The organism is Arthrobacter sp. SLBN-112, from assembly GCF_030944625.1.
Taxonomy (GTDB): domain Bacteria; phylum Actinomycetota; class Actinomycetes; order Actinomycetales; family Micrococcaceae; genus Arthrobacter.
Genome location: NZ_JAUSXY010000001.1, coordinates 749,169 through 775,478 on the forward strand (window position 1 = coordinate 749,169; position 26,310 = coordinate 775,478).

27 protein-coding genes, 1 tRNA gene and 2 pseudogenes are annotated in these 26,310 nt (G+C 66.2%); 21 read left to right on the forward strand and 9 right to left on the reverse strand.

The window, feature by feature from the left end:
• Positions 1-389: 389 nt before the first annotated feature.
• The 6 genes and pseudogenes from QF050_RS20310 to QF050_RS03560 all read left to right on the forward strand — a co-directional run.
• A pseudogene (locus QF050_RS20310) lies at positions 390-749 on the forward strand (carbohydrate ABC transporter permease); the annotation flags it as partial.
• Positions 727-807, forward strand: a pseudogene (locus QF050_RS20315) (hypothetical protein); the annotation flags it as partial. The pseudogenes QF050_RS20310 and QF050_RS20315, both read left to right, overlap by 23 nt.
• Positions 808-907: 100 nt before the next feature.
• The gene (locus QF050_RS03545; protein ID WP_308929188.1) at positions 908-2,098 is read left to right on the forward strand and encodes a Gfo/Idh/MocA family oxidoreductase; all 1,191 of its coding nucleotides are present in this window, start codon (positions 908-910) and stop codon (positions 2,096-2,098) included.
• Between the two features lie 36 nt (positions 2,099-2,134).
• Complete coding sequence (locus QF050_RS03550) at positions 2,135-3,139, forward strand: sugar phosphate isomerase/epimerase (protein ID WP_308929189.1); 1,005 nt, start codon at positions 2,135-2,137, stop codon at positions 3,137-3,139.
• Positions 3,140-3,186: 47 nt separating this feature from the next.
• Positions 3,187-3,885 carry a ThuA domain-containing protein gene (locus QF050_RS03555; protein ID WP_308929190.1) on the forward strand — a complete coding sequence of 233 codons (699 nt, stop codon included), beginning with the start codon at positions 3,187-3,189 and terminating at the stop codon, positions 3,883-3,885.
• The gene (locus tag QF050_RS03560; protein ID WP_308929191.1) at positions 3,870-4,985 is read left to right on the forward strand and encodes a Gfo/Idh/MocA family oxidoreductase; all 1,116 of its coding nucleotides are present in this window, start codon (positions 3,870-3,872) and stop codon (positions 4,983-4,985) included. Before QF050_RS03555 ends, QF050_RS03560 begins: the two co-directional genes overlap by 16 nt.
• Positions 4,986-5,008: 23 nt before the next feature.
• Here the strand turns inward: QF050_RS03560 and QF050_RS03565 are convergent, their stop codons facing one another.
• A complete protein-coding gene (locus QF050_RS03565) occupies positions 5,009-6,160 on the reverse strand; it encodes a GGDEF domain-containing protein (RefSeq protein ID WP_308929192.1) in 1,152 nt (383 codons plus the stop codon).
• A gap of 360 nt (positions 6,161-6,520) precedes the next feature.
• On the opposite strand from QF050_RS03565, the gene rsgA reads away from it, so the two are divergent.
• The 7 genes from rsgA (at position 6,521) to QF050_RS03600 (ending at position 14,404) form a co-directional block, all read left to right on the forward strand.
• Positions 6,521-7,684, forward strand: a complete 1,164-nt coding sequence (rsgA, locus tag QF050_RS03570) for a ribosome small subunit-dependent GTPase A (protein ID WP_308929193.1) — start codon at positions 6,521-6,523, stop codon at positions 7,682-7,684.
• Between the two features lie 43 nt (positions 7,685-7,727).
• Positions 7,728-8,438 carry an alpha/beta hydrolase gene (locus tag QF050_RS03575; RefSeq protein WP_308929194.1) on the forward strand — a complete coding sequence of 237 codons (711 nt, stop codon included), beginning with the start codon at positions 7,728-7,730 and terminating at the stop codon, positions 8,436-8,438.
• 49 nt (positions 8,439-8,487) lie between these two features.
• A complete protein-coding gene (locus tag QF050_RS03580) occupies positions 8,488-9,588 on the forward strand; it encodes an agmatine deiminase family protein (protein WP_308929195.1) in 1,101 nt (366 codons plus the stop codon).
• Positions 9,589-9,593: 5 nt separating this feature from the next.
• Complete coding sequence (locus QF050_RS03585; RefSeq protein ID WP_308932090.1) at positions 9,594-11,357, forward strand: amidase; 1,764 nt, start codon at positions 9,594-9,596, stop codon at positions 11,355-11,357.
• 182 nt (positions 11,358-11,539) lie between these two features.
• A complete protein-coding gene (locus tag QF050_RS03590) occupies positions 11,540-12,790 on the forward strand; it encodes a D-arabinono-1,4-lactone oxidase (RefSeq protein ID WP_308929196.1) in 1,251 nt (416 codons plus the stop codon).
• 9 nt (positions 12,791-12,799) lie between these two features.
• Positions 12,800-13,138, forward strand: a complete 339-nt coding sequence (locus QF050_RS03595; protein ID WP_308929197.1) for a hypothetical protein — start codon at positions 12,800-12,802, stop codon at positions 13,136-13,138.
• A 105-nt stretch (positions 13,139-13,243) separates the two neighbouring features.
• On the forward strand, positions 13,244-14,404 hold the full coding sequence (locus QF050_RS03600; protein WP_308929198.1) for a Vms1/Ankzf1 family peptidyl-tRNA hydrolase: 1,161 nt from the start codon (positions 13,244-13,246) through the stop codon (positions 14,402-14,404).
• Between the two features lie 49 nt (positions 14,405-14,453).
• On the opposite strand, the gene QF050_RS03605 is transcribed toward QF050_RS03600, so the two are convergent.
• Both QF050_RS03605 and QF050_RS03610 read right to left on the reverse strand, forming a co-directional pair.
• A complete protein-coding gene (locus QF050_RS03605) occupies positions 14,454-14,987 on the reverse strand; it encodes a MarR family transcriptional regulator (protein WP_308929199.1) in 534 nt (177 codons plus the stop codon).
• Positions 14,988-15,116: 129 nt separating this feature from the next.
• Positions 15,117-15,938, reverse strand: coding sequence for a LysR substrate-binding domain-containing protein (locus tag QF050_RS03610; RefSeq protein WP_308932091.1), 822 nt, complete (start codon positions 15,936-15,938; stop codon positions 15,117-15,119).
• Between QF050_RS03610 and QF050_RS03615 the strand changes: the two genes are divergently transcribed.
• Entirely contained in the window at positions 15,901-16,305 is a 405-nt protein-coding gene (locus tag QF050_RS03615) for a DUF5997 family protein (protein ID WP_308929200.1), read from the forward strand. The genes QF050_RS03610 and QF050_RS03615 overlap by 38 nt on opposite strands.
• Before the next feature lie 2 nt (positions 16,306-16,307).
• On the opposite strand, the gene QF050_RS03620 is transcribed toward QF050_RS03615, so the two are convergent.
• The gene (locus tag QF050_RS03620) at positions 16,308-16,688 is read right to left on the reverse strand and encodes a VOC family protein (RefSeq protein ID WP_308929201.1); all 381 of its coding nucleotides are present in this window, start codon (positions 16,686-16,688) and stop codon (positions 16,308-16,310) included.
• 13 nt (positions 16,689-16,701) lie between these two features.
• On the reverse strand, positions 16,702-17,259 hold the full coding sequence (locus tag QF050_RS03625) for an NAD(P)H-dependent oxidoreductase (RefSeq protein ID WP_308929202.1): 558 nt from the start codon (positions 17,257-17,259) through the stop codon (positions 16,702-16,704).
• A 170-nt stretch (positions 17,260-17,429) separates the two neighbouring features.
• On the opposite strand from QF050_RS03625, the gene QF050_RS03630 reads away from it, so the two are divergent.
• Both QF050_RS03630 and QF050_RS03635 read left to right on the forward strand, forming a co-directional pair.
• On the forward strand, positions 17,430-18,047 hold the full coding sequence (locus tag QF050_RS03630) for a hypothetical protein (RefSeq protein WP_308929203.1): 618 nt from the start codon (positions 17,430-17,432) through the stop codon (positions 18,045-18,047).
• Between the two features lie 60 nt (positions 18,048-18,107).
• A complete protein-coding gene (locus tag QF050_RS03635) occupies positions 18,108-18,716 on the forward strand; it encodes a hypothetical protein (RefSeq protein WP_308929204.1) in 609 nt (202 codons plus the stop codon).
• 22 nt (positions 18,717-18,738) lie between these two features.
• Here QF050_RS03635 and QF050_RS03640 read toward each other — a convergent pair whose 3' ends face one another.
• Positions 18,739-19,221, reverse strand: coding sequence for a pyridoxamine 5'-phosphate oxidase family protein (locus QF050_RS03640; RefSeq protein ID WP_308929205.1), 483 nt, complete (start codon positions 19,219-19,221; stop codon positions 18,739-18,741).
• A gap of 66 nt (positions 19,222-19,287) precedes the next feature.
• Positions 19,288-20,679, reverse strand: coding sequence for a flavin monoamine oxidase family protein (locus QF050_RS03645; protein WP_374121496.1), 1,392 nt, complete (start codon positions 20,677-20,679; stop codon positions 19,288-19,290).
• A 138-nt stretch (positions 20,680-20,817) separates the two neighbouring features.
• Here QF050_RS03645 and QF050_RS03650 point away from each other — a divergent pair, with 138 nt between their 5' ends.
• Positions 20,818-21,528 (forward strand): TetR/AcrR family transcriptional regulator, encoded by a 711-nt coding sequence (locus tag QF050_RS03650; RefSeq protein ID WP_308929206.1) that lies wholly within the window; start codon positions 20,818-20,820, stop codon positions 21,526-21,528.
• Positions 21,529-21,543: 15 nt separating this feature from the next.
• On the opposite strand, the gene QF050_RS03655 is transcribed toward QF050_RS03650, so the two are convergent.
• A complete protein-coding gene (locus QF050_RS03655; RefSeq protein ID WP_308929207.1) occupies positions 21,544-22,473 on the reverse strand; it encodes an NADP-dependent oxidoreductase in 930 nt (309 codons plus the stop codon).
• 153 nt (positions 22,474-22,626) lie between these two features.
• On the opposite strand from QF050_RS03655, the gene QF050_RS03660 reads away from it, so the two are divergent.
• A complete protein-coding gene (locus QF050_RS03660) occupies positions 22,627-23,754 on the forward strand; it encodes a mandelate racemase/muconate lactonizing enzyme family protein (RefSeq protein ID WP_308929208.1) in 1,128 nt (375 codons plus the stop codon).
• A gap of 9 nt (positions 23,755-23,763) precedes the next feature.
• Complete coding sequence (locus tag QF050_RS03665; RefSeq protein WP_308929209.1) at positions 23,764-24,468, forward strand: FCD domain-containing protein; 705 nt, start codon at positions 23,764-23,766, stop codon at positions 24,466-24,468.
• A 134-nt stretch (positions 24,469-24,602) separates the two neighbouring features.
• Here QF050_RS03665 and QF050_RS03670 read toward each other — a convergent pair.
• Positions 24,603-24,685 (reverse strand) — tRNA-Leu (locus tag QF050_RS03670).
• A gap of 396 nt (positions 24,686-25,081) precedes the next feature.
• On the opposite strand from QF050_RS03670, the gene QF050_RS03675 reads away from it, so the two are divergent.
• Both QF050_RS03675 and QF050_RS03680 read left to right on the forward strand, forming a co-directional pair.
• Positions 25,082-25,831: a DUF3662 and FHA domain-containing protein gene (locus QF050_RS03675; protein ID WP_308929210.1), complete on the forward strand. Its 750-nt coding sequence runs from the start codon at positions 25,082-25,084 to the stop codon at positions 25,829-25,831.
• On the forward strand, positions 25,828-26,310 hold the full coding sequence (locus QF050_RS03680; protein WP_285243413.1) for an FHA domain-containing protein: 483 nt from the start codon (positions 25,828-25,830) through the stop codon (positions 26,308-26,310). Before QF050_RS03675 ends, QF050_RS03680 begins: the two co-directional genes overlap by 4 nt.

Sequence of the window (26,310 nt, forward strand, 5' to 3'; positions counted from 1 at the left end):
TCTTGAAAACCGCCGGGGATGCCCCGGCCCGCTCCGCCGCCAATCCCACCACCGCCAAGCGGGGGCTCGCCGGCCGCATGAAGCGGCTGAACATCCCCGGCGGCTTGGGCGGCTGGATTTGGCTGGCCATTATCATCCTGCCGATCTACTACGTGGTGATCACCAGCCTTAAGACGCAGGCAGGGTACTTCGGCCAGAATCCCCTGGCCTTCCCCACCTCGCCCACGCTGGAGAACTACCAGCTGGTCCTCGAGGCAGACTTCGCCAAGTACTTCATGAACAGCGCCATCGTGACGCTCGGTTCCGTAATTCCCACCGTGCTGATTTCGTTCATGGCCTCGTTCGCGATCGTCCGTGGCAGCGGGAGGTTCCTCAAGCTGGTCAACGGCATGTTCCTCATGGGGCTGGCCATCCCGCTCCAGGCCACGATCATCCCGATCTACCTGATGATCATCCGCCTCAACCTGTACGACAGCCTGCTGGCGCTCATGCTGCCGTCCATAGCATTTGCCATCCCCTTGACTGTGCTGATCCTCTCCAACTTCATCCGTGACGTCCCGAACGAACTGTTCGAGTCGATGCGGCTGGACGGCTGCAGCGAGTGGCAGACCATGTGGCGGCTCGCCCTGCCGTTGACCCGCCCGGCCATTGTGACCGTTGCCATCTACAACGGCCTGCATGTCTGGAACGGGTTCCTGCTTCCGCTGGTGCTCACCCAGAGCCCCAGCCTGCGGGTCCTGCCCCTGGGCCTATGGACCTTCCAGGGTGAATTCAGCGTCAACATCCCGGCCGTGCTCGCCTCGGTGATGCTCAGCACGCTGCCCATCTCTGGTGCTCTATGTCATCGGCCGGCGCCAACTGCTCGCAGGCCTGACGGCCGGCTTCAGCAAGTAGAAAGAACCGTTACATGACCACAGCAAAACCACTCCGGGTGGGCATGGTGGGCTACGCCTTCATGGGGGCAGCCCACTCCCACGCCTGGCGCACCGCACCCAGGTTCTTTGACCTGCCGCTGCAGCCGCAGCTCACCGCAGTCGCCGGCAGGAAAGCCGATGGCGTGCGCGCCGCTGCGGACAAGTTGGGCTGGGGATCGGTGGAAACCGACTGGCGCCGCCTTATCGATCGCGACGACATCGACCTCATCGACATCTGCACGCCCGGCAACACCCATGCCGAGATAGCCATTGCGGCCCTCGAAGCCGGCAAGCACGTGCTCTGCGAAAAACCGCTGGCCAACTCCGTGGAGGAAGCCGAGCTGATGACGCATGCGGCGGAGACCGCCGCAAAGAGCGGGGTCCTCTCGATGTGCGGCTTCAGTTACCGGCGGACGCCGGCGCTGGCCCTGGCCAAACGGTTCGTTGACCAGGGCAGGCTCGGCGACATTCGACACGTCCGGGCGCAGTACCTGCAGGACTGGCTCTCCGATGCCAACGCCCCCATGACTTGGCGGCTGGACAAGAGCAAGTCCGGTTCAGGCTCCCTGGGTGATATCGGAGCGCACAGCATCGATGCCGCCCAATGGGTCACCGGCCAAAACATCACCGGCGTATCGGCGATGCTGGAAACCTTCGTCCCCGAGCGTCCCTTGGCGGGCGACATGGTGGGCCTGGGCGGCCACGGCGACATCAGCAGCGACGCGCCGCGCGGAAAGGTCACCGTTGATGATGCGGCCATCTTCAGCGCAAGGTTCGACGGCGGCGCTTCCGCGGGTGCGATCGGCGTCTTTGAGGCGACACGGTACGCCCTGGGGAGGAAGAACGCCATGCGGCTGGAGGTCAATGGCACCAAGGGCTCCTTGGCCTTTGATTTCGAGGAAATGAACGTCCTGTCCTTCTATGACGCCGCAGAGTCGCCCGACGCCGGATTCCGCCGGATCTTCGTCACCGAGCCCGAGCACCCCTACGTCGTCAACTGGTGGCCAACCGGGCACGGCCTGGGCTACGAGCACGGTTTCACGCATCAAGTGGTGGACCTCGTCACTGCCATCGGCGAGGGCCGCCAGCCTGAGCCGTCCTTCGCGGATGCCCTGCAAGTGCAGCGGGTCCTGGCAGCCGTGGAGTCCAGCGCCACGCATTCGAGCCAGTGGCAAAAAGTCTGAGCAGAGACCAAGCTTCAAGAAAACCAAGGAACAGACATGACACGACCAATCACGTTGTTTACGGGCCAGTGGGCGGACCTGCCCTTTGAGGAAGTGGCGCGGCTTGCCGGCGAGTGGGGCTTCGACGGGCTGGAGATTGCCTGCTGGGGAGACCACTTGGACCCTCGCCGGGCCGCCGAGGACGACAACTACCTTCAGGGCCGGTTGGACATCCTTGAGAAGAACAACCTCCAGGTGTTCGCCATCGCCAACCACCTGACCGGCCAGGCCGTGTGCGACGACCCCATCGACGAGCGCCACCAGGGCATCCTCTCGACTGAGGTCTGGGGCAACGGCGAGCCTGAAGGGGTGCGCCGCCGGGCGGCGGAGGTCATGAAAGACACCGCGCGGGCCGCCGCCAGGCTTGGCGTCAAAACCGTCACGGGGTTCACCGGTTCCTCCATCTGGAAGGCAGTGGCCATGTTCCCGCCGGCCTCCCAGGCCATGATCGACGCCGGATACCAGGACTTCGCGGACCGGTGGAACCCCATCCTCGACGTCTTCGACGAGGTCGGCGTCCGTTTCGCCCTGGAAGTCCACCCGTCTGAAATCGCCTACGACTACTGGACCGCCAAGCGGACCCTTGAAGCGATTGGCCACAGGAAGAATTTCGGGCTGAACTTCGATCCCTCCCACTTCATCTGGCAGGACCTGGACCCGGTGATGTTCCTGCAGGACTTCGCAGACAAGATCTTCCACGTCCATGTGAAGGAATCCGTCCGCCAGCTCGACGGCCGCAACGGCCGCCTGGGTTCACACCTCGCCTGGGCCGATCCCCGCCGGGGCTGGGACTTCGTCACCGCAGGGCACGGCGACGTGCAGTGGAACCGGATCTTCCGGACCCTGAACGCAATCGGCTACGAAGGCCCCACCAGCATCGAGTGGGAGGACGCCGGAATGGACCGACTCCTCGGCGCCCCCCAGGCGCTGGCCATGGTCCAGGAACTGGCCCGGATCGCCCCGCCGCCAGCTGCCTTCGACGCAGCCTTCGCCAGCCGCTGACCCACGCTTTGCCGGCAAAAGCCGGTAGCCAAACAAAGGAAACGTCAATGACAGAAACCAAGAACGCGCTGGTCGTCCGCGGCGGCTGGGACGGCCACCAGCCCTACGAGGCCACCGAGCTCTTCATCCCCTACCTCAAGGACAACGGCTATGAGGTTCGGGTGGAGGAGTCCCCCAAGGTCTACGCCGACGCTGCATACATGGCAGGCGTTGACCTGATCATGCAGTGCATGACCATGAGCACCATCGAAAAGGACGAGTTCGCCGGACTGCGGGCAGCAGTCGAAAACGGCACCGGCCTGGCAGGCTGGCACGGCGGAATCGCCGATTCCTACCGGAACACCTCCGACTACCTTCACCTGATCGGCGGCCAGTTCGCCTGCCACCCCGGCAAGCACCCGGACGAGTGCATCGGCGAGCAGTCGGACAACTACGTGCCCTACACCGTCAACATGTTGCCGGCGGCGGCCGAGCACCCCATCACGAAGGGCATCAAGGACTTCGACCTCGTTACCGAGCAGTACTGGGTGCTCTCGGACGACTACATCGATGTCCTGGCCACAACCACCCAGAAAGTCCGCGAGTGGGACCCCTGGAACCGAGAAGTGACGTCCCCGGCGATCTGGACCCGCCAGTGGGGCAAGGGCCGGATCTTTGTCGCCACCCCCGGACACCGGGTGGAAATCCTCCAGGACCAGAACGTTCGCACCATCATCGAAAGGGGCCTGCTGTGGGCAAGCCGTTGAAAGTCGGAATCATTGGCTGCGGAGCCATCATCGCGCAATACCTCACCAACTTCCGCCGGTTGGACCAGATCCAGCTGGTCGCCGTCGCAGACCTGGACGCGGCGCGCGCCCAGGCCGTGGCAGATGACCATGACGGCGTCCGTGCCCTCTCCGTCGAAGAGCTGCTCGCGGCCGAGGACGTGGACCTGGTCCTGAACCTGACCATCCCGGCCGCGCATGCAGACATCGCGCTGAAGGCCATTGCTGCTGGCAAGTCGGTCTATGGGGAAAAACCACTCGCGGCCACGACTGCCGAGGCACGCCAGGTGCTCGACGCCGCAAAAGCAGCGGGGGTCGCCGTCGGCTGCGCTCCTGACACCGTCCTGGGCACCGGAATCCAGACCGCGCGCAAGGCGATCGACGACGGCCTGATCGGCGCACCCATCTCGGCCACCGCCACCATGGCCACTCCCGGGCACGAGCGGTGGCACCCAAACCCGGACTTCTACTACCAGCCCGGCGGCGGCCCGCTGCTGGACATGGGCCCCTACTACGTCACCGCCCTGGTCACGCTGCTCGGACCGGTGGTGTCGGTGGTGGGCGCCGCCAGCCATACGCGGAACGAGCGAACCATCGGGTCCGGGCCCCGGCAGGGCGAAAAGGTGCCCGTGAACATCGACTCCCACGTCACGGGGGTCCTGGTCCACGCCTCCGGCGCACTCTCCACGCTGTTCATGAGCTTCGACGCGGTCAAAACCAAGAGCCCCAACATCGAAATCCACGGCGAGCGCGGATCCCTGGTGGTACCGGACCCCAACCACTTTGACGGTGACGTCCAGTTGTTTTCCCTGGGCGCGGAGGACTGGGAAACCCTTCCCGTCTCCGCAGGATATGTCGATTCCGGACGCGGGTTCGGCATCGCGGACCTTGCAGCCACCCCGCAGGGCAAGGAGCCCAGGGCGGGAGGGGCACTTGCCTTCCACGTCCTGGAGGTCATGGAGTCCGTCCTCAAAGCCGCACGCACCGGCATGTCGGTGAGGATCCAGAGCACGGTTGAGCGGCCGGACAGTGTGGCCCTGACCGTCCTGGCCGAGAAGGCGGACGCGCTCCACTCCAAGTAGCCAGCCGTCCGGAACCGCGCTGCCTAAAGCATTTCGTCGCTGCGGGCGGCGCGGTTCCGGCCCAGCGACTTGGCCTTGTAGAGGGCGGCATCCGCTGATGCGATGAGGTGGTCCACGCTTGCGGTGCCGGCGTCGTAGGCGGAAATCCCGTAACTCGCCGTGGGCAGTTCCAGGCCGCCGGGTGTGGCAGCATCGGCAAGCCGCCGGCTGATTTCCTCGGCGATTGCTTCGGCCCGCCCGGCGCTGGCCCCGGGAACCAGGATGACGAACTCCTCGCCGCCATACCTCCCGGTCAGGTCTGTGGAGCGAACGGTCGCCACACAGGCATCCGCGAACGCCTTCAGGGCGAAGTCCCCGGCAGCATGCCCGTAGGTGTCGTTGACTGTCTTGAAATGGTCAAGGTCGGCAAGGATCAGCGCCCCGGATCCCCGGGTGATGGCGCGGTCGGCGAGCTGCTCGGCGGCAAGGTCCAGGAACGCCTTGCGGTTCAGGAGCCCGGTGAGGTCATCGCGGGTGGCCACCACACGGAGGGCACGCGTCTGCTGTTCGCTGCTCAGTGCCGCCATGCTGAAGGAAACCACCACCAGCAGCACCATGGTCACCATGGTGGTCACGGCGGAGCCGAACACTGTAACGAACACCGGACCGTCCTGGTCGTCCGACAGGAACGCCACCCACCGGAAGAAGTAGAAGACGGAAAGCCCACCCGCGGCCACGGCCATCGGGATCCGGACCCGCGAATAGCCCGGCTCCAGGCGCCAGAGCTCGTGGGATGCCAGCCCGATGGTGGCGCTCATGGCCGCGAGGAACACGGGGCCGCCGGACCACACGTTGGTGGCCGGGTGGTCCAGCGCGGAGGCAACCAGCGTGACCAGGGGGATACCGGTGAAGGCCCACTTCGGCGGCGGCGCCGTGCGCAAGGAACGTGCCCCGGCCCAGACCGCCACGCCGCCGTGCACCAGCAGGGTGTTCCCCAGCGGGTTGGCCCAAACCTGGTGGGGGGTGCCGTCGAGCAGGAAGCAGGCCGATCCCGCCAGGAAGAACAACAGCGCTCCGCACCACCATGCACTGTAGGGCGAGCGCGTTACCCGGTAAGCGGAAAAGTAGAAGAGAACAACCAGTACCAGGGCCATGAGGGCAAAAGCGATGCGCAGGGTTGCCGTATCCAGAACCATCTGCCCGAAATCCCCCCAAATGCCCGAATGCTGCCGGAGCAAGTATCACATCCCGCTGCGCCGCGCAGAAGAACCCGCACCATGATTAAGCGCTGTGCCCCACACTGAACGGCAGCGCCTGCCTCTGGTGCCCGACGCCGGCGCCCACTACAGTGGGTCCCGGCCCCATCCTGCCGTTCCCGGCAGGGTAACGTGAGCCCGCACGAGGGAGAGGAGGTGGTTCTGATGACTGCAGTTGCCGCGCGCCGTGAGCGCCCCGCATCAATACCATCAACCATCCCTTCCCGCTGCACGCGCCTTTCCTGAGACACCTGACCGGTACCTCGCGCCTGCACTGGGGACCTTTCCGAGGAAACCATCGTGCATCTTCCTTCAGGCAACGCCCTGGACAAGTCCGCAAGCAACAACACTCCAACAGCTGACGGCCCATCAGCCTACGGCTACACGCCCGCCGTCGCCCGCCATTTTGCCGCGCATCCCAACCCCGAAGCCACCGGCCCCGGCCGCGTGGTGCGCGTGGACCGCACCCTGGTGCTGGTCGCCGTCGCTGATGGGCTGCTCCACCTGCCCTACCCGCTCTCGGGTGAGCAGCCCGTCACCGGTGACTGGGTGTGGACCGGCCCCAACCGCGCCGGCGGGCGGCACATCCTGGCCATCCTTCCCCGTCAGTCCGAACTCAGCCGCAAACGTGCGTTCGAGGACTCGTCGGCCGGGCAGGTCCTGGCCGCCAACATGGACACCGTTGGCGTGGTGGTGCCCGTGGACCGTCCGCTCACCCACAATCGGCTGGAACGCACCTTGGTGGCCGTATGGGACTCCGGCGCCACTCCCCTGGTGATCATCACCAAGGCTGACCTGGCTCAGGTGGCGGACGACGTCGTCGGGAAGGTGGTCCTGCAGGCGGCAGGCGTGGACGTTGTCACTACGTCCGCGGAAAACGGCGACGGCATCGATGAACTGCTGGGCCGCATTCCGGCCGGGGGAACCATCGTGCTCCTGGGTCCGTCCGGAGCCGGCAAGTCCACGCTGATCAACGCCCTGGCGGGGCGTGAAGTCCAACAGACCGGTGAGGTGAGGTCCGGCGACTTCAAGGGCAAGCACACCACCACGGCCCGCGAACTGGTGCCACTGTCCAACGGCACGGTGCTGATGGACACCCCGGGGGTGCGCGGCTTCGGACTGTTCGACGCCGGGGAGGGGTTGGGCGGGATGTTCGGCGATGTGGAGGAACTGGCCGCCGGCTGCCGGTTTGCGGACTGCGCGCACGGCAGTGAGCCGGGCTGCGCGGTGCGGGAAGCGATTGACGGCGGCGTCCTGGATGAGCGGCGCTGGAATTCGTACCTGAAGATGCAGCGGGAAATCGCCGCCCTGGCCCGCCGCTCCGATGTGGCCGCCGAGCGCGCTTACCATCGGGAATGGCAACAGAAGGTGGTATCTGCGGGAAAGTCGCAGCGTTGGGCAGAGCGCGAGGCCTCCGAACGCGGCAGCCGGAACGGCGGAAAAGGCCGGAACCGGAGGCGGTAGCAGCCCTTGCTCCAGCGCAGGGGGCGGGGAGTAGGGTGCGGACATGGACATCATCCTGGTACCCGGTTTCTGGTTGGACGCCTCGTCGTGGGCGGAGGTAACACCTGCCCTGGAGGCGGCAGGGCACCGGCCCCACCCCCTGACGTTGCCCGGACTGGAATCGGTGGATTCCAGCCGGACCGGAATAGGACTTCAGGACCACATCGATGCTGTGGTGGAAGCCGTTGACGCCGTCGGCGGAAGGGTGGTCCTGGTGGGTCATTCGGGAGGCGGCGCCATCATCCACGGGACCGTTGACGCACGGCCGGACAAGGTGGAACGCGCCATCTACGTGGACAGCGGCCCCCTGGGCGAAGGGGGTGTGATCAACGACGAACTGGCCGCGGTGGGCGACGACGTCCCTCTTCCGCCGTGGGACAGCTTCGACGACGCCGACCTCGTAGACCTTGACGACGCGCTCCGCCAGGCCTTCCGGGCACGCGCCATTCCCGAACCGCGGGGTGTGGCGTACGGCAGGCAGCACCTGCACGACGAGCGCCGCTACACCGTGCCCGCCACCGTGATTGCCTGCGAGTTTCCCTCCGCGGTGCTCAGGGAGTGGATCGCGGCCGGCAGCCCGTTCGTTGCCGAACTGGCACGGATCCGCGACGTCGAATATGTCGACCTGCCCACCGGCCACTGGCCGCAATTCACCAAGCCGGCGGAACTGGCGCGGGCCATCCTGGCAGCAGTTGACCGGTCAGGCATGGACTGAATCGACGTAACCCTTGCGCACGGCACATCCGTCTCGCCATAATAAATGAATGTCATTCATTTATTTGCCCGCCGTTGGGGCCACCGCCGCCCCCAACCCAGTTTCCCCCTCTGTCGCCACCGTGATGCCTGCCGAGTGGGAAGCCCACCAGCGCACCTGGATGGCCTTTCCGCCACCCAATGAAACCTTCGGCCCCGCAGGCAGCCCAACCCTGGACCGCGCCCGCGCAGCGTGGACCAAGGTGGCGCAAACCATCGCCCGGTACGAGCCCGTCACCGTCGTGGCCGACCCCCGGGACGTCACCGCCGCAAGGGAATGGCTCGGTGCGGGCATCGACGTCGTGGAGGTTCCGCTCGACGACGCCTGGCTCCGCGACAGCGGGCCCACTTTCGTGCACCAGCCGGATGGCTCGCTGGCCGCCGTGGATTGGATCTTCAACGGTTGGGGCGCCCAGGATTGGGCCGCCTGGGGCAAGGACGAAGCCGCGGCAAGCGCCGTCGCCGCCACAGCCGGCGTCCCCGTCCGGCCAAGTTCGCTGGTGAACGAGGGCGGCGGGTTCCATGTGGACGGTGAAGGAACGGTACTGCTGACCGAGACCGTCCACCTCGATCCCCGCCGCAACCCCGGTGCCACCAAGGAATCGGTCGAGGCCCAGGTGTCCGCGGCCCTTGGCACCAGCAAGGCCATCTGGCTGCCGCGCGGACTCGCGCGCGATTACGACGAATTCGGCACCCGCGGCCACGTGGACATCGTCGCTGCGTTCGCCGGACCCGGAACAATCCTGCTGCACCGCCAGGACGATCCCGCCCACCCGGATCACGCCGTCTACCTGCAGCTGAAGGCGGTCCTGTCCGGCCAGCTGGATGCCCAGGGCCGGCCGCTGAGCATCATCGACGTTCCCGCACCCACAACACTCAAGGACGATGAAGGGTGGGTGGATTGGTCCTACATCAACCACTATGTGGCCAACAACGTGGTGGTGCTGTGCAGCTTCGATGACCCGAACGATGCCATTGCCACAGGCATCCTGGAACGCGCCTACCCGGGCCGGACGGTGGAACTGGTGGACGCCCGCGACATCTTTGCCTTCGGCGGCGGCATCCACTGCATCACCCAGCAACAGCCCGCCGCGAGGGAGGGAACCGCGTGAAACTCATGGCGGAACAGCAACCGGTGCCCGCGGCACTCGGCTTCAGCGTCGTGGAGGTCGGCATCAGCCGGCTCCGCGCCGCGCTCGAATCCGGCGAGGTCACCAGCGAGGAACTCGTGGGGCTCTACCTGGAGCGGATCCGGAAATATGACTCATCAGGCATATGCCTAAACGCCCTGGTGGTCATGAACCCGGACGCGGTGGCTGAGGCGCAGGCGTCCGACCGGCGCCGGGCGGCCGGCTTCACCCTGGGCCCACTGGACGGCATCCCGTACACGGCAAAGGACAGCTACCAGGTCCGCGGCCTCACCGTGGCCGCCGGCTCCCCGGCATTCAAGGACCTGGTGGCGCAGCGGGATGCGTTCACCATTGAACGGCTCCGGGCCGGCGGGGCGGTCCTGATCGGCCTCACCAATATGCCTCCCATGGCCAACGGCGGGATGCAGCGCGGGGTTTACGGCCGGGCAGAGAGTCCGTACAGCGCGGACTACCTCACCGCCGCGTTCGCGTCCGGCTCATCCAACGGCTCCGGAACCGCCACGGCCGCCAGTTTCGCGGCCTTCGGCCTCGCAGAGGAAACCTGGTCCTCGGGGCGTGCCCCGGCGTCGAACAACGCCCTCTGCGCCTACACGCCCTCCCGCGGCGTGATCTCAGTCCGCGGCAACTGGCCCCTGGTACCCACCATGGACGTGGTGGTTCCGCACGCGCGGACCATGGCCGACCTTCTGGAAGTCCTGGACGTCGTAGTGGCGGACGACACGGAGGCGCGCGGGGACTTCTGGCGCGTCCAGCCGTGGGTTCCGGTACCCAAGGCTTCAACCGTTCGGCCGCCGTCGTACGTTGACCTGTCCGTGCCGGACGCTGCCGCGGCCGCGGGCGTGCTCGCCGGCAAGCGCTTGGGCATCCCCCGGATGTACATCAACGCCGATCCCGAAGCCGGGACAGCGACCAAACCGGGCATCGGTGGTCCCACCGGGCAACGCATCGATACACGCTCATCGGTGCTGGACCTCTGGAACGCGGCCCGGCGCGACCTGGAAGCCGCAGGTGCCGAGGTCATCGAGGTGGACTTCCCCGTGGTGTCCAACTACGAAGGAGACCGGCCCGGGGCACCCACCATCGCCACGCGGGGACTGGTGTCCCCGGAGTATCTGAGGCGGGAGATCGTGGACCTCTCTGCCTGGGCATGGAATGACTTCCTGGATGCCAACGGCGATCCGCAGCTGAACCGCCTTGCCGACGTGGACGGCTCCGCCATCTTCCCCGCCCCCGAAGGTTCGCTGCCGGACCGCTACGACGGGTTCGATGACGACATCAGCGACTATCCCGCCTGGATCCGGGAGCACGGTGTTCCGGTCCTGGCCGACATTCCGCATCTGCCCGAAGGCCTGGCAGGGCTCGAGGAAACCCGTCACGTTGACCTGGAGGAATGGATGGACCGGCTGGGCCTGGATGCCGTGGTGTTCCCGGCAGCTGCCGACGTTGCACCGGCCGACGCCGACAACAATAAGGCTTCCGCAGACATCGCCTGGCGCAACGGCGTGTGGGTGGCCAACGGAAACCTGGTCCCCCGGCACCTGGGGATCCCCACGGTCACCGTCCCGATGGGAACCGCGGCGGACATTGCCATGCCCGTGGGCCTGACCATCGCCGGCAAGGCCTACAGCGACACGGACCTGCTCCGGTTGGCCGCGGCCTTCGAAGCCACCGGCAGCCGCCGCGTTCCGCCGCCCCGCACCACGCAGGCTGGAGAAGCAGCAGCCTCCTGACAGACCATCGCGGCAGTGGAGATGCAGGGCACCGCCCCTGGCTGTTTTGGCGCCAAGCCGTCAGCCAGGGGCTGGTCCGCGGGGTCAGGCGCCGCCGCCGCCCATACAGCGGAAGTGCCTTGACAGCCCACTTTGTTAGCGCTGACAGTGGGATGAACCCGATACCAAGCGAAAGCCACTCAATGAAGAACTGGGCAGGAAACCTCGAATACTCCTCCGCCGATGTCCGCCGGCCGGAATCGGTCAGCGAACTGGCTGGCATCGTTGCCGGATCGCCGCGGGTCAAGGCCCTGGGGTCACGGCACTCCTTCAACCGCGTCGGCGACACGGACGGTGTACACGTCCTCCTCGACGCACTCCCCCAGCGGGTGGAGGTGGATCCGGACCGTTCAACGGTCCGCGTCAGCGGCGGGGTGAGCTACGGGGCACTGTGCCGGAAGCTGGAAGAGGCCGGCGTTGCCATCCATAACTTGGCGTCGCTGCCGCACATCTCGGTGGCCGGCGCGGTGCAGACCGGCACGCACGGTTCGGGCGTCAACAACCCCGCATTGGCCGGTGCCGTGGAGTCCATTGACCTGGTACGGGCCTCGGGCGAGCAGGTCACGCTGTCCCGGAAGGACGGGGACGATTTCCTTGCCAGCGTGGTGGGCATCGGTGCCCTCGGCATCGTCACGGGGCTGGAACTGGCGGTGCGGCCAAGCTTCAGCATGCGCCAGCGCGTCCTTGAAGACCTGCCGTGGGACGCTGCGCTGGAGGATTTCACCGCCATCGTGTCCAGCGCCTACAGCGTCAGCCTTTTTACGGACTACGCCGGTGACACCGTCAACCAGGTCTGGCTGAAGGCCCTTGCCGGGGAAGAGCCACTGGCGAACCTGTACGGCGCCAGCGCGGCCCTCCGTCCGCGCCACCCGCTGCCGGACATGTCTGCCGAGAACTGCACCATCCAGATGGACCAGCCCGGGCCGTGGCTGGACCGGCTGCCGCATTTCCGCCATGAATTCACACCGAGCAACGGCGATGAACTGCAAAGCGAGTTCATCCTTCCCATCGGGCACGCCCCCGCGGCCCTCCAGGCGGTCCGGGCCCTGGCGGACCAGCTCGCACCCCTGCTCTTCGTCTCGGAGATCCGCACCGGCGCCGCCGATGAGTTTTGGCTCAGCCCGTTCTTCCGGCAGCAGAGCGTGGCCCTGCACTTCACGTGGAAGCCGCTGCAACCCGAGGTGGAGGCATTCCTGCCGGTCCTCGAGGAAGCCTTGCGGCCCTTCGGGGCGAGGCCGCACTGGGGGAAGCTGTTCACCCCGGACGGTTACGACTGGGAGAAGCTGTATCCGCGCTTCGCAGACTTCCGCGCCTACGCCGCCGAGCACGATCCCGAGGGCAAATTCCGGAACGGGCTGCTGGACAGCATCCTGGGGGTTCCCGCGCGCCGGTAGGCTGGAACCATGATCCGCCGCCACACAGTCCTTGCCGCCGCATTGTCCACAGCCGTGTTGTTGACCGGGTGCGGTGCGGCAGGTGACGCGGCCGGCAACGCGGCCAGTGCTGCCGCCTCCCAGGCGGCCTCCGCGGTGGCGCAGGAGGTCACCAAGCAGATCTGCGCCAGGGTCCAGGACGGGCTTGTCAGCGTGGAGGACAAAAAGGCGCTGGCAGGGCTGGTGTCCGCGGCCCGGGAGGCCGGGGTCCCGGCGGAAATTACGACGCCGCTGGGCGACGTGGCCGCATCCGGAGACCAAGTGCCCGCGGACTCGGTCAAGGCCCTCAAGGACGCCTGCCGCGCCTGACGCGCAAGGGGGTCGGAAGGCCCTTCAGCAGACGTCCACCCGCGCCTACGGTGGAATGACGAACCGCAGATCAGTGGAACGTCATCACGCGCGAAGGAGACCGTCATGGCAGAGCGCGGCAATACCCACCACGGTTCCAGCCTGGAGGCCTACACCGTCCTGTACCGCCTTCCCGGACCTTGGTGCACTGCCTATGTGGATGCCGGAACGGGAACCGTGGACACCCTGGAGGCAGGCGACGTCCGGCCGGTGAATGCACGCGCACAGCTTGAGGCACAGGGGGCCTCGTCCGCAGACATCATAGCGATGGAGCATGCCCTCAAACCGGCAGTGGGGGTTCCTTCCCCGGTATCCCGGTTTGTCCTGGTCCGCCGCGGGCAAATCGAAGTCAATGAGGTTCTGCCCGGTCCCCTGCTAATGCCGGAACGGCTGGCATTTGGTCCCGTTCCAGACCTGCTGCCGCTGGTCAAGCACCGGCCGGAAGAGCTCTCCTACATCGTGGCTGAAGTGAGCCGCGAACATGGCGAAATACGACGCTACCGTGCCGGAACCGGCGGCCCGGGCAGCGTCCAGGAAGTGGAAGGCTCCTCTCTGCACGTCCATAAGTTCCACGGAGGTGGCTGGTCGCAGTTGCGTTTCCAGCACCATACCGAAGACGTCTGGCGCCGCAACGCCGACGAGGTGGCAGGCGAAATAGACAGGGTTGCCAGGAGCAGCGGCGCGCGGCTGATCGTCCTGGCCGGCGACATCCGGGCCCGCGGCCTGGTCAAGGAAAACCTTTCCGAGGCCAGCATGGCCCTCGTGTCGGAAGTTGATTCGCACACGCATACTGCCGGAGCGGACAGCGCCGACCTGGAGGACGAGGTGAAAGCGCGGGTGTCCGAGGTGTGGGCCGCGGAGCAGCAGGCAGTCATGGACCGGTTGGCGGTCCAGGAGGGCCAGGCCAACCCCGGGGCGGTCCACGGTATCCGGGCGGCAGTGGATTCACTCCAACAAGCCCAGGTGGAGGTCCTGATCCTTGATGATGCCGCCCTGTCCGAACAGAGCCTGCTGGCACTCGATGCCGAACCATGGATCGCGGCCGCCCGGGAGGAGACCTTGGCGGCAGGACTTCTGGGAGAAGCCCCTGCCCCGGCGGCCCTGCTGAGGGCAGCGGCCCTGACTGACGCGCGTGTTCTCCTGGTGCCGGCGTCGGTCCTTCCGGAGGGCGTCGATGTCGCGGCACTCCTGCGCTGGCCCTCGGGACCGCAGCTCCCGGCGTCGTAAAGGGCCTGCCCAAGAGGGTGGCGTGCGGTAAGTCCGGTCTCCTGGCCCGTCAGTTCTGGCGGGGCTGGTCCCACGCCCGCATGCCGCTTGCCCGGCTGGACTGCGCCCGGTGCCCGGTCCGGTGTTCGGGCGGGGCAAACGGGACCACGCCTGTCTCCCTGCCGGGCGGCACGGCGTGGACAAACTTGGTGAGCTCCTCCCGGAGGGCCTTCCAAGAGATGTCGGAGTCATGGGGATAGGCGTTGACCTCCGCCTGCCGTGCGGCTTCGACGGCAGCGGTGCCGGAAGTGGTTAATTCCACTTTGAACTGCCGGCGGTCCGAGGCCTGCCGGGTCCGGGTAATCAGTCCGGCGGCTTCCAGTCGCGTGAGGACCCGGCCCAGCGTCTGGCTCTGGACCCTGATCTCCTCGGCAAGCTGCTCCTGGTTAAGCGGGCCCCCGGTAAGCCCTTCCAGGGCAATAACACTGGCACGGGTCAGGCCAAGGTGGGCGAGGGCATCGTCCTGGCGCCGCTGGATCATGCGTGCCGCCAGCGTGATCAGGCGGTAACTGCTCCGGGCATCCGGATCGAGGTTGCTGGTCATCGGGCCGCGGCCTTCCTGCAGGTGGCAAGGTGCTGGTCACCCCGCGTCGCTACCCTTCTACAATAAGCATGCTTAGCAACATATCCGCAAGTAGACTTATCATTCGACTGCCGGCGAACCAGGAATTGGTTATCTTTTGCCCTTTTTCCGCGAGCCCCGGCCCCGGCCCTTGTCCGGGTTTGGGGCGTAGCGCTGGGCCACTTTGGGTGCCTTTTTGGTACCGGTTCCCCGCCGGTCAGGTTTGGCTTCATTCTTTTCCTTGACCGGCTGTGCCGACGGCTGCCGCGAACTTTGGGCGGTGCGCCCGCGCACGATGCCAATGAATTCCTCGAGGACCTCGTCCGTGGCTTCGGCGGGCCAGGCCAACGCGATCTCCGTTCCGTCCGTCCCCGTCAGCCGCCGCGCCACCGTGTCTTTGACGTTGAAGTGGCGCGCCACCGGCATGGGGAGGATCACCAGCCCGGCACCGGCGGCAACCACCTGGAGCGCCGCCTCCGGTCCGCCCAATGCAGCAACGTCGAGGAATGATTCCTGTGCGAGGTCGGCAAGCGCCACTTCCTCGAACACCGAAATCTCGTGGCCTTTGGGAGCCACCACCACGGGCTGCTCCTCATAAAGCGGGATAACGCTGAGGCCCTCCCGGTCAACCGGAAGGCGGACGAACGCCATGTCCGCCGCACTGTCACGCAGCACCTGAAGCTGGTCAGCGTCGTCGACCATGAATGCCCGCAGCGGAATATCCTGCATCCGCTCCTCCCACCGGCGGATCCACTTGCCCGGCGTCACTCCTGCCACGTAGGAGATGCGCAGCATCCGCGGCTCGGCCCCGGCAATGGCATCGGGGGCGTCAGGGGCAGGGGTATTGTCGGCGGGCACGTCTTCACAGTACCCGCCGCCCGGATACCCTTGAAGCATGACCTCTGCAAACTCCCAGTCCATGAAGCCGGCCACTGTTGCCAAGAAACTTGGCATCTACCTGCCTGCTGCGCCGCAGGAGTTCCAGGATTCAACCATCACCCGCGAGGAATTCGCCGAGCTTCAGGCCAACCCGCCGGAGTGGCTCGCCGAACTCCGCCGCAACGGCCCGCATCCCCGCCCGGTGGTCGCCCAGAAGCTCAACGTCTCCATCAGCGGCCTGGCCCGCGGCGGCGTGGAGGAAGCGCTCACGACGGCGGAAATCACCGCCCTGCTGCAGGCACCGCCGCAGTGGCTGGTCACCGAACGCTCCACGCACGCGGCTGTCCGCGCCGCGGCCCAGCGGGTCAAGGACGAGGCCGTGAAGAAGCAAGCCAAGAAGGACCGCGAACAGGCGAAGTAGCCTCAGTCCTGGTGGATCTGGATGTAGTTGCCGCAGCCGTCGTCGAACACGGCGCTGGTACCGAACGGATCCGTGGTGGGCGGGGTCTTGAAGCTGACACCGGCGGCCGTCAGCCGTTCGTACTCGGCCTGGACATCCGGGACGCCGAAGACGATGGCGGGCAGGCCTGCCTCACGGACGGCGTTCATGTAGTCCGCGCCGATCGGGTTGTCGCTGGGTTCCAGGAGCAGCCCGGTGGAACTGTCATCCGCGCCAGGATCCTTGATGATGTAGAGGTTGTACTCAGGCATGGCCATGAGCGTGTCGAAACCCAGGGTCCCTGTATAGAAGGCATGGGCGGTGGCGGGATCCTGGACGTGGATGCTGCACATTTTGATACGCATGGGTCCACGGTACTCATGCCCTGAGCGTTTGCAGTGCGGTCGCCCAGGAAATGATCTGGCCAAAGAGCCGCTGGAGTGACTGTTCGGCGCCGTCGGAGGGTGTGAAGGTGGTGTACTCCCGGAAGTCTGTGGCAAACGTGAGCGCAACCTGGGCCCGCACGTCGGCCATCTGGAGCTCGCCGGCGATCAGCCGCAGGTTCTCCACCGCCCGGACACCACCGGCGCTCCCGTAGCTGACGAATGCGGCTGCCTTGTTGTTCCATTCGGCGTAGAGGTAGTCCAAAGCATTCTTCAGGGCCGCGGGAACTGAATGGTTGTATTCGGCGGTGACAAAGATATACCCGTCGAATTCCCTGACCGCCGCGGCCCACTGCTTCGTGGGGTCGTTCTGGTATTTGCCCCGTGAAGGCGGCACCGGCTCGTCCAGGAGGGGAAGATCGAAGTCTGCCACGTCAAGCATCCCGAATTCGGCGCCGCCGTGCTCCCCCGCGCGCCTGAGCACCCAGTCTGCCACGTCCCGGCCGCGTCGCCCCGGCCGCGTACTGCCCGCCACCACTGCGATCCTGACCATCGTCCGCCTCCTTGCCTGCGCGGCGCTCCTAAACGGGACAACAGCGCTGTTCGGCGTTTATTCCGGGGCCGGATGCCATTGACGCTGTGCCCGGAAGACGATGCAATGGAATGACCAGCCCGGGCGTTCCGGCCGGGGCCTGCGGGCGCTGGAGGTGCAAAATGTCAGCCATGGCCGAACTCCTGTTCCAGGGACTGCATCAGGGTGCGTGGGCGGTCCTGTTATGCGGTCCTGTACTGGTTGCCAGCGTGGCCGCCACTGTTTTTTCCGTACGACGGCGGGCCCAGGGCCGGGCGGGCCGCGCGGCGGAGGTGCCGGACCAGCTCTTTTGGGACGTCTTCCTGGGCTCCTGCGTAGCACTTCCTGCGTTGATCATCCCTGCCATGACGTCCCCTTGGGCCGGGCTTGTCATGGCGGGAGCCGCTGTGGCCGCGGGAATTGGCGCCCACCACGGCACTCCCCGTTACCTGGCTTGGCATGCCGCGCGCCGTGAGCACCGGCAGCAGCTCTCCGCCCATCAGGCCGCCACAGCACGCCATGACGAGCTTCTGGTCCGCTGGCGCCGCTATGAGCTCGATCCGGCCAGCAGTATCGACTACCCCGCACTGGCCGATGTGCGGCGGCCGGAGACCTCGGCCCTGATCAAGGCAATGCGGAGGGCGGACCAGCTGCGCACTGCCGCTCACACCACCTACCCGGACGCCGTCGGAAGCCTCGCGGCAACCCTGGCGGCGGCCGAACGGTCGGCGGGAATTCCGTCCCGTCAGCCGGCCGACCAAGCCGGCTGACATTAACTGCTGTGTCGCGAGCGGTGGATCGGGCAGCAGCACCGGCGATAGCCTCAGAAGATGAAGCCTGAGGAAATGCCGGTCCATGACAAGTTCGGAAGGCTGCTGGAGGACCGTGGAGTCTGGCGCCAAGCCACCACCCTCGAGGCCGCCGGGGAATTGACGGCCCGATGGCTGGAGGGCGGGAGTTCATACCAGCCCGGACATTTTGCTCCGGGCTCCGACAACGAGACCAAGCCCATCGCCACAGCCCTGGCCGAGCTGAACCGGCATGGGCTGTTCACCAAGGAATCCCAGCCCGGCATCCGGGACGGCGCCGCGGCGCAACGGGAGTATGTCACCGGCTTCTGCAGCGCCGCCACCGCCGGCGAACTGCTGGCGTTATCCACCCGCACCGAGCTGGTGACCGTGGCGCACGCACCGGGTGAGGCAAGCAGCGCAGCCATCCCCGTGACCCTGGCCGGATCGGAAGTCACAACGGTGCTCGGCTCCAGCGAGAACCCGGTGGAGGAGGAACAGATCCGGGACTGGGCAGTGGAAACCAACGATGCCCTGGCCCTGCTCCTCGCGGACTCCTGGTACGTGGAAATCCTGGATCCGCTGTGGGGCCGCAATGACGTGCTGCTGCCGGCCGTCCTGCAGGCACTGAAAAGGGCGGAGCAGCCGTAGCCGCCCCGCCCCCTGGCACTGCTTAGAGCTCCACGGTTCCGCTCTCGCCAACGCTCATCCGGCTGTTGGTGACCTTAGACTTCACCCACTGCAGCACGGTTGCCGCCGTGCCACCCGGGCTGGTCCAGTACTCCGCGGATTCGGATTCGACCCGGAGCAGGCACACCTCCGGGGTGTCCGGACCGTCCGGGAACCAGGCTTCAACCACCTGGTTCCACATTTCGTGGATTTTGGCCCGATCCGTGACAACCTCGGCGGTTCCGGCCACGGAAACCCATTCGGTGTTCTTGCCGAAGGCGACGTTGACGCGCGGATCAGCCCGGACGTGCGCAACCTGCGAGGTACCCAGGCCCGTGAAGAACCACATGTCGCCGTCGTCCATGACTTCCTGGACTGCCAGCGGACGGCTGACGAGGGCGCCTTCTTCGTTGATGGTGGTGACCATCCCGATCTTGGCATCGTTGATGATCTCAGTAACCTTGCTGATGCTCTGGGCGTCAGTCATGCCTCACCTCGTTCGTCTGAAGTCGGGGACGCTCCCCGCCGCCAGCCTATTAGTAAGCATGCTTATTTACCAGCCGGCGGCGATCGGAACCTTTGCCACCTCGGCGATGCGCGCGGCAGTCAGGCGTCCCAGCCGGACGGCCCCGTCGACGTGCTGGTAACCTTCCGCAGCAAGGTCGGAGGAGGACCAGTAGATCGGGCCAACAGGAGCCAGCTGGTCCTTTCCATAGCGGTGCAGCCCCCCCAGGTCGTAGCTGGCAGCGTAGGCGCCGCGGGTCCACTCCTCCGAGCCCCAGTCGGACTCGTAGTAGACCTCCGGAGCCAGCGCCTCCTCGCCCAGGAAGCCGGCGATGGACTCCAGGATGGCGCGCTTGCGGTCCTCGGCACTGAGTTCGAAGACGGCGTCGGCCTTTTCATCCGAAATAAAGCCAACCAGGGTGCCGCGGGAATCTCCGTGGTTGGTGTTGTCGTACACCTCCTGGACCAGGGCATCCGCACCGAAGCCGGTGCCCGAGAGCCCCTTGTCCCGCCAGAAAGGCGTCGCGTAGACGGCATGGACCTTGATGACCAGGCCCAGGGACTGGTGCTGGTGCATCTGGTGCTGGCGGCGTGGCAGCGGCGGGTTGAAGGAGACGCGGGAGTAGAGGTTAGGCGGCACGGCCATGATCACAAACCGGGCATTCACGGTGGCGCGGTCCGACTCGACGCTCACGCGGTGCCCGCCGTCGGCATCCGGCTCCCAGTTGATGGTGCGCACCGGGGAATCCAGGACGACGTCGTCGCCCAACTCCTGCGCCTGGAGCAGCGAAACCTGCTGCATCCCGCCCACCACGCGGCGGTCCAGGATGAAGTCCTCGTCGGTCAGGTGGGTGAACGAGCCGGCCGAGGCAGCCATCAGGACCGCCTGCAGGGCGGAGAAGGCGTGGGCCGGCTTGGTGAGCATGCCGCCTGCAATGAAGAGACCGATATTCTTGCAGGCTTCCTCGTTGGCCGAGTTTTGCCGCAGCCAGTGATGGAAGGAGATGGTGTCCAGTTCCCGGGCTTTCGGGTGGGCCCACGGCTCCGTGGCACCAATTTCGGCGGCCAGGCCGTCCAGGAGGGCCACCAGGCGGTCCATTTCGACGGCGGTGTCCGCGTCCACGGGGAAGGTGTCGCCGGTGTAGCGCACGGGCGCGCCGTCCGTGCCGATGTAGATGGACTCACCATCGCGGTAACGCGGATAGGTCTCCAGGTTCAGTTCCTGGAGCAGTTCCAGGAGGGCCGTCTGGTCCGGGGAGACCCACTGGCCGCCAATCTCGAGCATGGCGCCGTCCACGGTGTCCGTCCAGGTGCGGCCGCCCACGCGGTCGCGGGCCTCGAGCACGGCAACGGTGAGGCCGGCCTTCTTCAGTTCACGGGCGGCGGTGAGTCCGGACGGCCCGGCTCCAACGACCACGACGTCGCGGTTCAGGTTCAGCATGATGTCCTCTCTTTGGTTTCCCAGGTGACGGAAACCACTAAATGAATGGCATTCATTTATTAGAACTATAGCGGGTGGCCGCTTGGAGCGGAAGTACCGGATGGAATAATGCTGGAGACCACCAACGAAAGGGCAGCAATGCCGGCAGTATCAGCCGCACAGGGACGCTCCACCACCAGCGGGGGCGCGCAGAGGAGGCGGGCGGGCAGGCCGTCGGCGGCGGTGCTGGACAAGGCAGGGATTACGTCTGCCGCACTGAAGCTGGTCAGCCGCAAGGGCTATGACGGACTGACCATGGCGGCCCTCGCCAAGGTTCTCGACGTGGCACCGTCCGCACTCTATAACCACGTGGCATCCAAGCAGGACGTCCTGCTCCTGGTGGAGGACCACCTGATGTCCCTGGTGGATGTCTCCGGATTTGGCACCGGCGGCTGGGAAGACGCCGTCCGGACCTGGGCCTGGAGCTACCGGGACGTCTTTGCCGAACATACCCCGCTGATTCCCGTCATCGCCGTCCTGCCGGTTACGGACGCGCCGCAGACCCTCGCCATGTACGAAACCGTCAGCAAGGGATTTTCCGACGCCGGATTCCCCCAGGACCACATCGTGCCATCCATCGTGGCACTGGAGTCCTTCATCTTTGGTTCCGCTTACGATGTCACGGCACCGGAGGACATCTTCGAATCAGGATCCATGGCCGGATCCACCCCGTACTTCACGGCCGCCGTGCGGAGTTCGGCATCGGGACAGGACGCGCCGGCCGGGCAGGAACGGGGCCGCCCGGCCGACACCGCCTTCCACCTTGGTCTCGAGGCCCTGATTGCAGGTTTGGGGGCAATCAGGAGGTAGCGGCCGCTCGGGGCCTCATACGGCCTGGTCCACCTCCACGACAATCTTGCCGCGGGTATGACCGGACATGTTGAGCCGGAATGCATCCGCGGCCCGGGCCAGGGGGAACACCTCCGCAACCTCCACCCGCATTTTCCTGTCATCCACCAAGTCCGCAAGTTCCTGCAGCTGGGCGCCAACAGGGCTTACCCACATCCAGGTGCCGCCATGCTCCTCAACGTCACTGTCGGCGATCGAGGCATGCCGTCCGCCTGCCGCAAGGACCGCGAGGGTGGCGGCCAGGTTTCCGCCGACGAAATCGGCAACCACCTCCACTCCGTCGGGACGGAGGGACCGGACCCGGTCGGCAAGGCCGTCACCATATGTGACGGGTTGGGCACCCAGGGAGCGGAGGAAATCGTGGTTCTTTTCCGAAGCCGTCGCAATGACGTCGGCCCCCAGCGCCACGGCAATCTGGATGCCCAGGGATCCCACGCCGCCGGCTCCGCCGTGGATCAGGACGGTCTCACCGGAAGTGAGGCCCAGGCGGTCCAGGACCTGGTAGGCAGTCAAACCCGCCAGCGGCAGCCCTGCGGACCCGTTCCAGTCAAGGGAGGCGGGCTTTCGGGCCAGGAGCCTTTCGGGCAGGGCAATGTATTCGGCGAAGCTGCCGCCGTGGACATAGTCCTTGCGCCCGTAGGCGATCACCTCGTCGCCGGGCTTGAACTGCCGGGAATCAATTCCCACCGATTCCACCACGCCCGCCACATCCCATCCCGGGATCGCCGGAAACTGCAGGTCCATGGCCGCGTCCAGGTATCCCGCCATGATCTTCCAGTCCACGGGGTTGACCGCAGCCGCCTTTACCTTGACCAGGACCATTCCGGGCCCCACTTTCGGCATGGGCTGTTCCGTGAGCTCAAGAACGTCGGGGCTGCCGTATTCGTTGTAAGTAATCGCCTTCATTCCTGCGTCAACAGCGTCCCTGCCCGGCGCTATTCCATCACGGCCCCCGGAAATGGTGGATGCCGCACGGGCTACAATACTTGTAATACAAGTTTGTAACTTATATCCTAAGGGTATGGGCGATGGAGCCCAGCCACGCCTTTAGGAGAATCCATGAGCACCGTCGATCTGATCCGGCACGTCAAGCTGTCCACCGCGCGCCTGCCCCTCACCGTTCCCATCAGCGACGCCAAGGTCTTCACCGGCCGGCAGAAGCCCATGACCGAGGTGGTCTTCCTGTTCGCCGAGATCACCACCGAACTCGGGCATTCAGGCATCGGCTTCAGCTACTCCAAGCGGGCCGGCGGGCCCGCCCAGTACGCCCACGCAAAAGAGGTCGCCGAAGGCCTGATCGGCGAGGACCCCAATGACATCGCCAGGATCTACACCAAACTCTCGTGGGCCGGCGCCTCAGTGGGCCGCTCCGGCGTCGCCACCCAGGCCCTCGCCGCCGTCGACATCGCGTTGTACGACCTGAAGGCAAAACGCGCGGGACTGCCGCTGGCGAAGCTCCTGGGCTCATACCGCGACTCGGTGCGGACCTACAACACCTCCGGCGGCTTCCTCAACGCCACCCTCGATGAGGTGAAGGAACGTGCCACACGGTCCATCGAGGAAGGCATCGGCGGCATCAAGATCAAGGTGGGCCTGCCGGACAGCAAGGAGGACCTCCGCCGGGTCGCAGGCATCCGGGAGCACATCGGGCCTGACGTTCCGCTGATGGTCGACGCCAACCAGCAGTGGGACCGCGTCACCGCCCTGCGCATGGGGCGCCGCCTCGAGGACTTCGACCTGGTCTGGATCGAGGAGCCACTGGACGCCTACGACTTCGAAGGCCACGCCCACCTGGCGCAGGTCCTGGACACGCCCATCGCCACCGGTGAAATGCTCGCCTCCGTCGCCGAACACAAGGGCCTCATCGCCGCCAACGGCTGCGACATCATCCAGCCCGATGCCCCGCGCGTGGGCGGCATCACCCAGTTCCTCCGCCTCGCCGCCCTGGCCGACGAACGCGGCCTGGGCCTTGCCCCGCACTTCGCCATGGAAATCCACCTCCACCTCGCCGCGGCCTACCCCCGCGAGCCCTGGGTGGAGCACTTCGACTGGCTGGACCCGCTGTTCAACGAGCGCCTGGAGACCAAGGACGGCCGGATGGTCGTTCCGGACCGCCCGGGCCTCGGCGTCACCCTTAGCGACCAGGCGCGCGCCTGGACCACCGAGAGCGTGGAATTCGGCGCGTAACCTTGACCCATGAGCCGGAACCTCACCGCGGATCTTGCCGCTGACCTTCGCAACCGCATCGTCGACGGCGTCATCCAGCCGGGTGAGAAGCTGCCCAGCGAAAACACGCTTATCAGTGACTTCGGCGTCAGCCGCACGGTGGTCCGCGCAGCCCTGACCCGGCTGCAGGCCGAGGGACTCGTTGAAACCGAACGCGGGCGCGGCAGTTTCGCCCTCATTCCACCCACGGACGCGCCTTCGGCCAAGCCGGGCGGCCGCCCCGTGACCACTACCGAGGACAGGCTCCACCTGCTGGAGTTCCGCATGGGCGTGGAGACGGAGGCCGCGGCATTGGCCGCCCGCAACCGCACGGACAGGCAGTTGCGGGCCGTCGGCACTGCACTGGAGGCCTTTACCGAGAGCTCGGGCCACCCTGCCCACGCCATGAAGTCGGACTTCGAATTCCACCGCACCGTGGCAGCGGCCTCCGGCAATCCCTACTACTCCGACTGCCTGGCAGCCCTGGGGCAGACCATGATCGCGATGCCCCGCACCCGCCTGATGACCGGCGTCGAACATTATGCTCGGGACCATTTCGACCAGGTGGTACTGGAACACCGCTCCATCCTGGAAGCCATCGCGGATGGCGACGAGGCTGCCGCGGCGGCCGCCATGCGGAGCCACCTGGCCAATTCGCGACGCCGGTTCAAGGCTTCCGCGCGCCCGCCCGGCTAACTTTCCCCCTCGCACGGACTATTCCCCTCGGCGTTCCAGGGGGACTTGACCACATGCCGGGGAGAAGTGGCATACGGGCGGGACGGGAACGCAAAAGAGCCCCGGTCCAAGACCGGGGCTCTCTAATAATTGCGTGCGCGAGGGGGGATTTGAACCCCCACGCCCTTTCGGACACTGGCACCTGAAGCCAGCGCGTCTGCCGTTCCGCCACTCGCGCGCAACTTCTTCCACTCAGCGGGCCCGGTTTCCCGTACCTGCACCTCGCAAAAGCAGCGAGATCAAGCATAACGGACACATGCGGCAAATTACCAATTGGCCGCCCGGCAGCCGCCACCCCCATGCCGGGGCCCCTCCGAGGCCACGCCCAAACCGAACCGAAAACCGGCCGGCAAAGCCGCCCAAAGCCGCGGCGGCTTCGGGGCCGCCCGGTTGTGAATACGAACTTTTCCAGGCGCCCGGCCGTTGTGGATTAAGGTCATTCACAGGGCTGGCCAGTAGTATCGGGTACAGGAGTGACTGCCTTCGGCGGGCACGCCGCACTGCGGTGCACTGCGCTGCAGGTGCCGGTCAGGAACAACCACTGCCCCGGAACCGGGGGGAAAGGAGAAGAACCATGGGTCTGCTGGACAAGGTCGAACGCGGCATTGAAAAGGCCGTCCGCGGTGTCTTCTCCACCGGTTCCAAAGCCCAGGTTGAGCCCGTGGAGATCGCCAGCAGGCTACGCCGCGAAGTGGACCACAAGGCCCTTACCGTGGCCGCCGGCCGTACACTGGTGCCCAACGTTTTTGACGTCCAGCTCAGTGATGACGATTTCCGGCGCGCGCAGGACTGGGGCACTCCCCTCGCCGAGGAACTCTGCGACGTCGTCATCAACCATGTCCGCAGCCAGGACTACATTCTCCAGGGCCCGGTCCGGATTTCCTTTCGACGGGACGCCGGGCTTCGCGCCGGTGACTTCGAGATCGCCTCCTCAACCGAAAAATCACAGGGCTCCGCGGATTCAGCCCCAGCCCAGGCGCGCCCCAACGTTCCGGCAGCACCGAGCCGGCAGCCGTCCAGGCTCCAGCCTGTGCTCGATATCGACGGCCAGCGTTATTCGCTGAATGCACCGTCCATCATCCTGGGCCGGTCCTCCGAGGCAGACATCCACATCGAGGACACCGGGGTTTCACGCCGCCACCTCGAAATCCGCACGGCCAACGGCGTAACGAATGCGGTGGACCTCGGATCCACCAACGGCAGCTACGTCAACGGGCAGAGGGTCTCCGGAAGCACCGAACTCACGGACGGCTCCACCATCACGATGGGACGGACAAAGATCATCTTCCGCCTGCTTCCTGCCAACCCGGGTGGCCGCGCATGAGCGACCTCACCATCACCGCGCTGCGGTTCGGCTTCCTGCTGCTCCTGTGGGTGCTCATCTTCAGCATCGTCTCGGCCATGCGCCGCGACCTCATGGTTGGCCGCAAAGCTGCGGCCGGGGCACCCACGGCACGCCAGGTGCGCCGGAACCCGGAATTGGCCGAGCCGCCGCAACAGCCCGTGAAGCAGCAGGCCCGGCAATTGGTGGTGGTGGAAGGCCCCCTCAAGGGCAAGACCCTTCCCCTGGCCGCCAGCCCCATCCTGCTTGGACGTGCCCAGGAAGCCACCCTGGTCCTGGAGGACGATTACGCCTCCGGCCGCCATGCAAGACTCTTCCCGCAGGGCAGCCGGTGGTTCATCGAGGATCTCGGCTCCACCAACGGAACTTATCTGGGAGACCAACAACTTACCCGTGCGTTGCCGGTTGAGCCAGGGGTACCCGTGAGAATCGGCAAGACGGTCATTGAATTGAGGCCGTAA

Bases quoted from the DNA above. Each gene is read 5' to 3' on its own strand.
- QF050_RS03545 (WP_308929188.1), top strand. From the start codon at position 908: ATGACCACAGCAAAACCACTCCGGGTGGGCATGGTGGGCTACGCCTTC.
- QF050_RS03550 (WP_308929189.1), top strand. From the start codon at position 2,135: ATGACACGACCAATCACGTTGTTTACGGGCCAGTGGGCGGACCTGCCC.
- QF050_RS03555 (WP_308929190.1), top strand. From the start codon at position 3,187: ATGACAGAAACCAAGAACGCGCTGGTCGTCCGCGGCGGCTGGGACGGC.
- QF050_RS03565 (WP_308929192.1), bottom strand. From the start codon at position 6,160: ATGGTTCTGGATACGGCAACCCTGCGCATCGCTTTTGCCCTCATGGCC.
- QF050_RS03575 (WP_308929194.1), top strand. From the start codon at position 7,728: ATGGACATCATCCTGGTACCCGGTTTCTGGTTGGACGCCTCGTCGTGG.
- QF050_RS03580 (WP_308929195.1), top strand. From the start codon at position 8,488: ATGTCATTCATTTATTTGCCCGCCGTTGGGGCCACCGCCGCCCCCAAC.
- QF050_RS03585 (WP_308932090.1), top strand. From the start codon at position 9,594: ATGGCGGAACAGCAACCGGTGCCCGCGGCACTCGGCTTCAGCGTCGTG.
- QF050_RS03590 (WP_308929196.1), top strand. From the start codon at position 11,540: ATGAAGAACTGGGCAGGAAACCTCGAATACTCCTCCGCCGATGTCCGC.
- QF050_RS03595 (WP_308929197.1), top strand. From the start codon at position 12,800: ATGATCCGCCGCCACACAGTCCTTGCCGCCGCATTGTCCACAGCCGTG.
- QF050_RS03600 (WP_308929198.1), top strand. From the start codon at position 13,244: ATGGCAGAGCGCGGCAATACCCACCACGGTTCCAGCCTGGAGGCCTAC.
- QF050_RS03605 (WP_308929199.1), bottom strand. From the start codon at position 14,987: ATGACCAGCAACCTCGATCCGGATGCCCGGAGCAGTTACCGCCTGATC.
- QF050_RS03615 (WP_308929200.1), top strand. From the start codon at position 15,901: ATGACCTCTGCAAACTCCCAGTCCATGAAGCCGGCCACTGTTGCCAAG.
- QF050_RS03620 (WP_308929201.1), bottom strand. From the start codon at position 16,688: ATGCGTATCAAAATGTGCAGCATCCACGTCCAGGATCCCGCCACCGCC.
- QF050_RS03625 (WP_308929202.1), bottom strand. From the start codon at position 17,259: ATGGTCAGGATCGCAGTGGTGGCGGGCAGTACGCGGCCGGGGCGACGC.
- QF050_RS03630 (WP_308929203.1), top strand. From the start codon at position 17,430: ATGGCCGAACTCCTGTTCCAGGGACTGCATCAGGGTGCGTGGGCGGTC.
- QF050_RS03635 (WP_308929204.1), top strand. From the start codon at position 18,108: ATGAAGCCTGAGGAAATGCCGGTCCATGACAAGTTCGGAAGGCTGCTG.
- QF050_RS03640 (WP_308929205.1), bottom strand. From the start codon at position 19,221: ATGACTGACGCCCAGAGCATCAGCAAGGTTACTGAGATCATCAACGAT.
- QF050_RS03645 (WP_374121496.1), bottom strand. From the start codon at position 20,679: ATGCTGAACCTGAACCGCGACGTCGTGGTCGTTGGAGCCGGGCCGTCC.
- QF050_RS03650 (WP_308929206.1), top strand. From the start codon at position 20,818: ATGCCGGCAGTATCAGCCGCACAGGGACGCTCCACCACCAGCGGGGGC.
- QF050_RS03655 (WP_308929207.1), bottom strand. From the start codon at position 22,473: ATGAAGGCGATTACTTACAACGAATACGGCAGCCCCGACGTTCTTGAG.
- QF050_RS03660 (WP_308929208.1), top strand. From the start codon at position 22,627: ATGAGCACCGTCGATCTGATCCGGCACGTCAAGCTGTCCACCGCGCGC.
- QF050_RS03665 (WP_308929209.1), top strand. From the start codon at position 23,764: ATGAGCCGGAACCTCACCGCGGATCTTGCCGCTGACCTTCGCAACCGC.
- QF050_RS03675 (WP_308929210.1), top strand. From the start codon at position 25,082: ATGGGTCTGCTGGACAAGGTCGAACGCGGCATTGAAAAGGCCGTCCGC.
- QF050_RS03680 (WP_285243413.1), top strand. From the start codon at position 25,828: ATGAGCGACCTCACCATCACCGCGCTGCGGTTCGGCTTCCTGCTGCTC.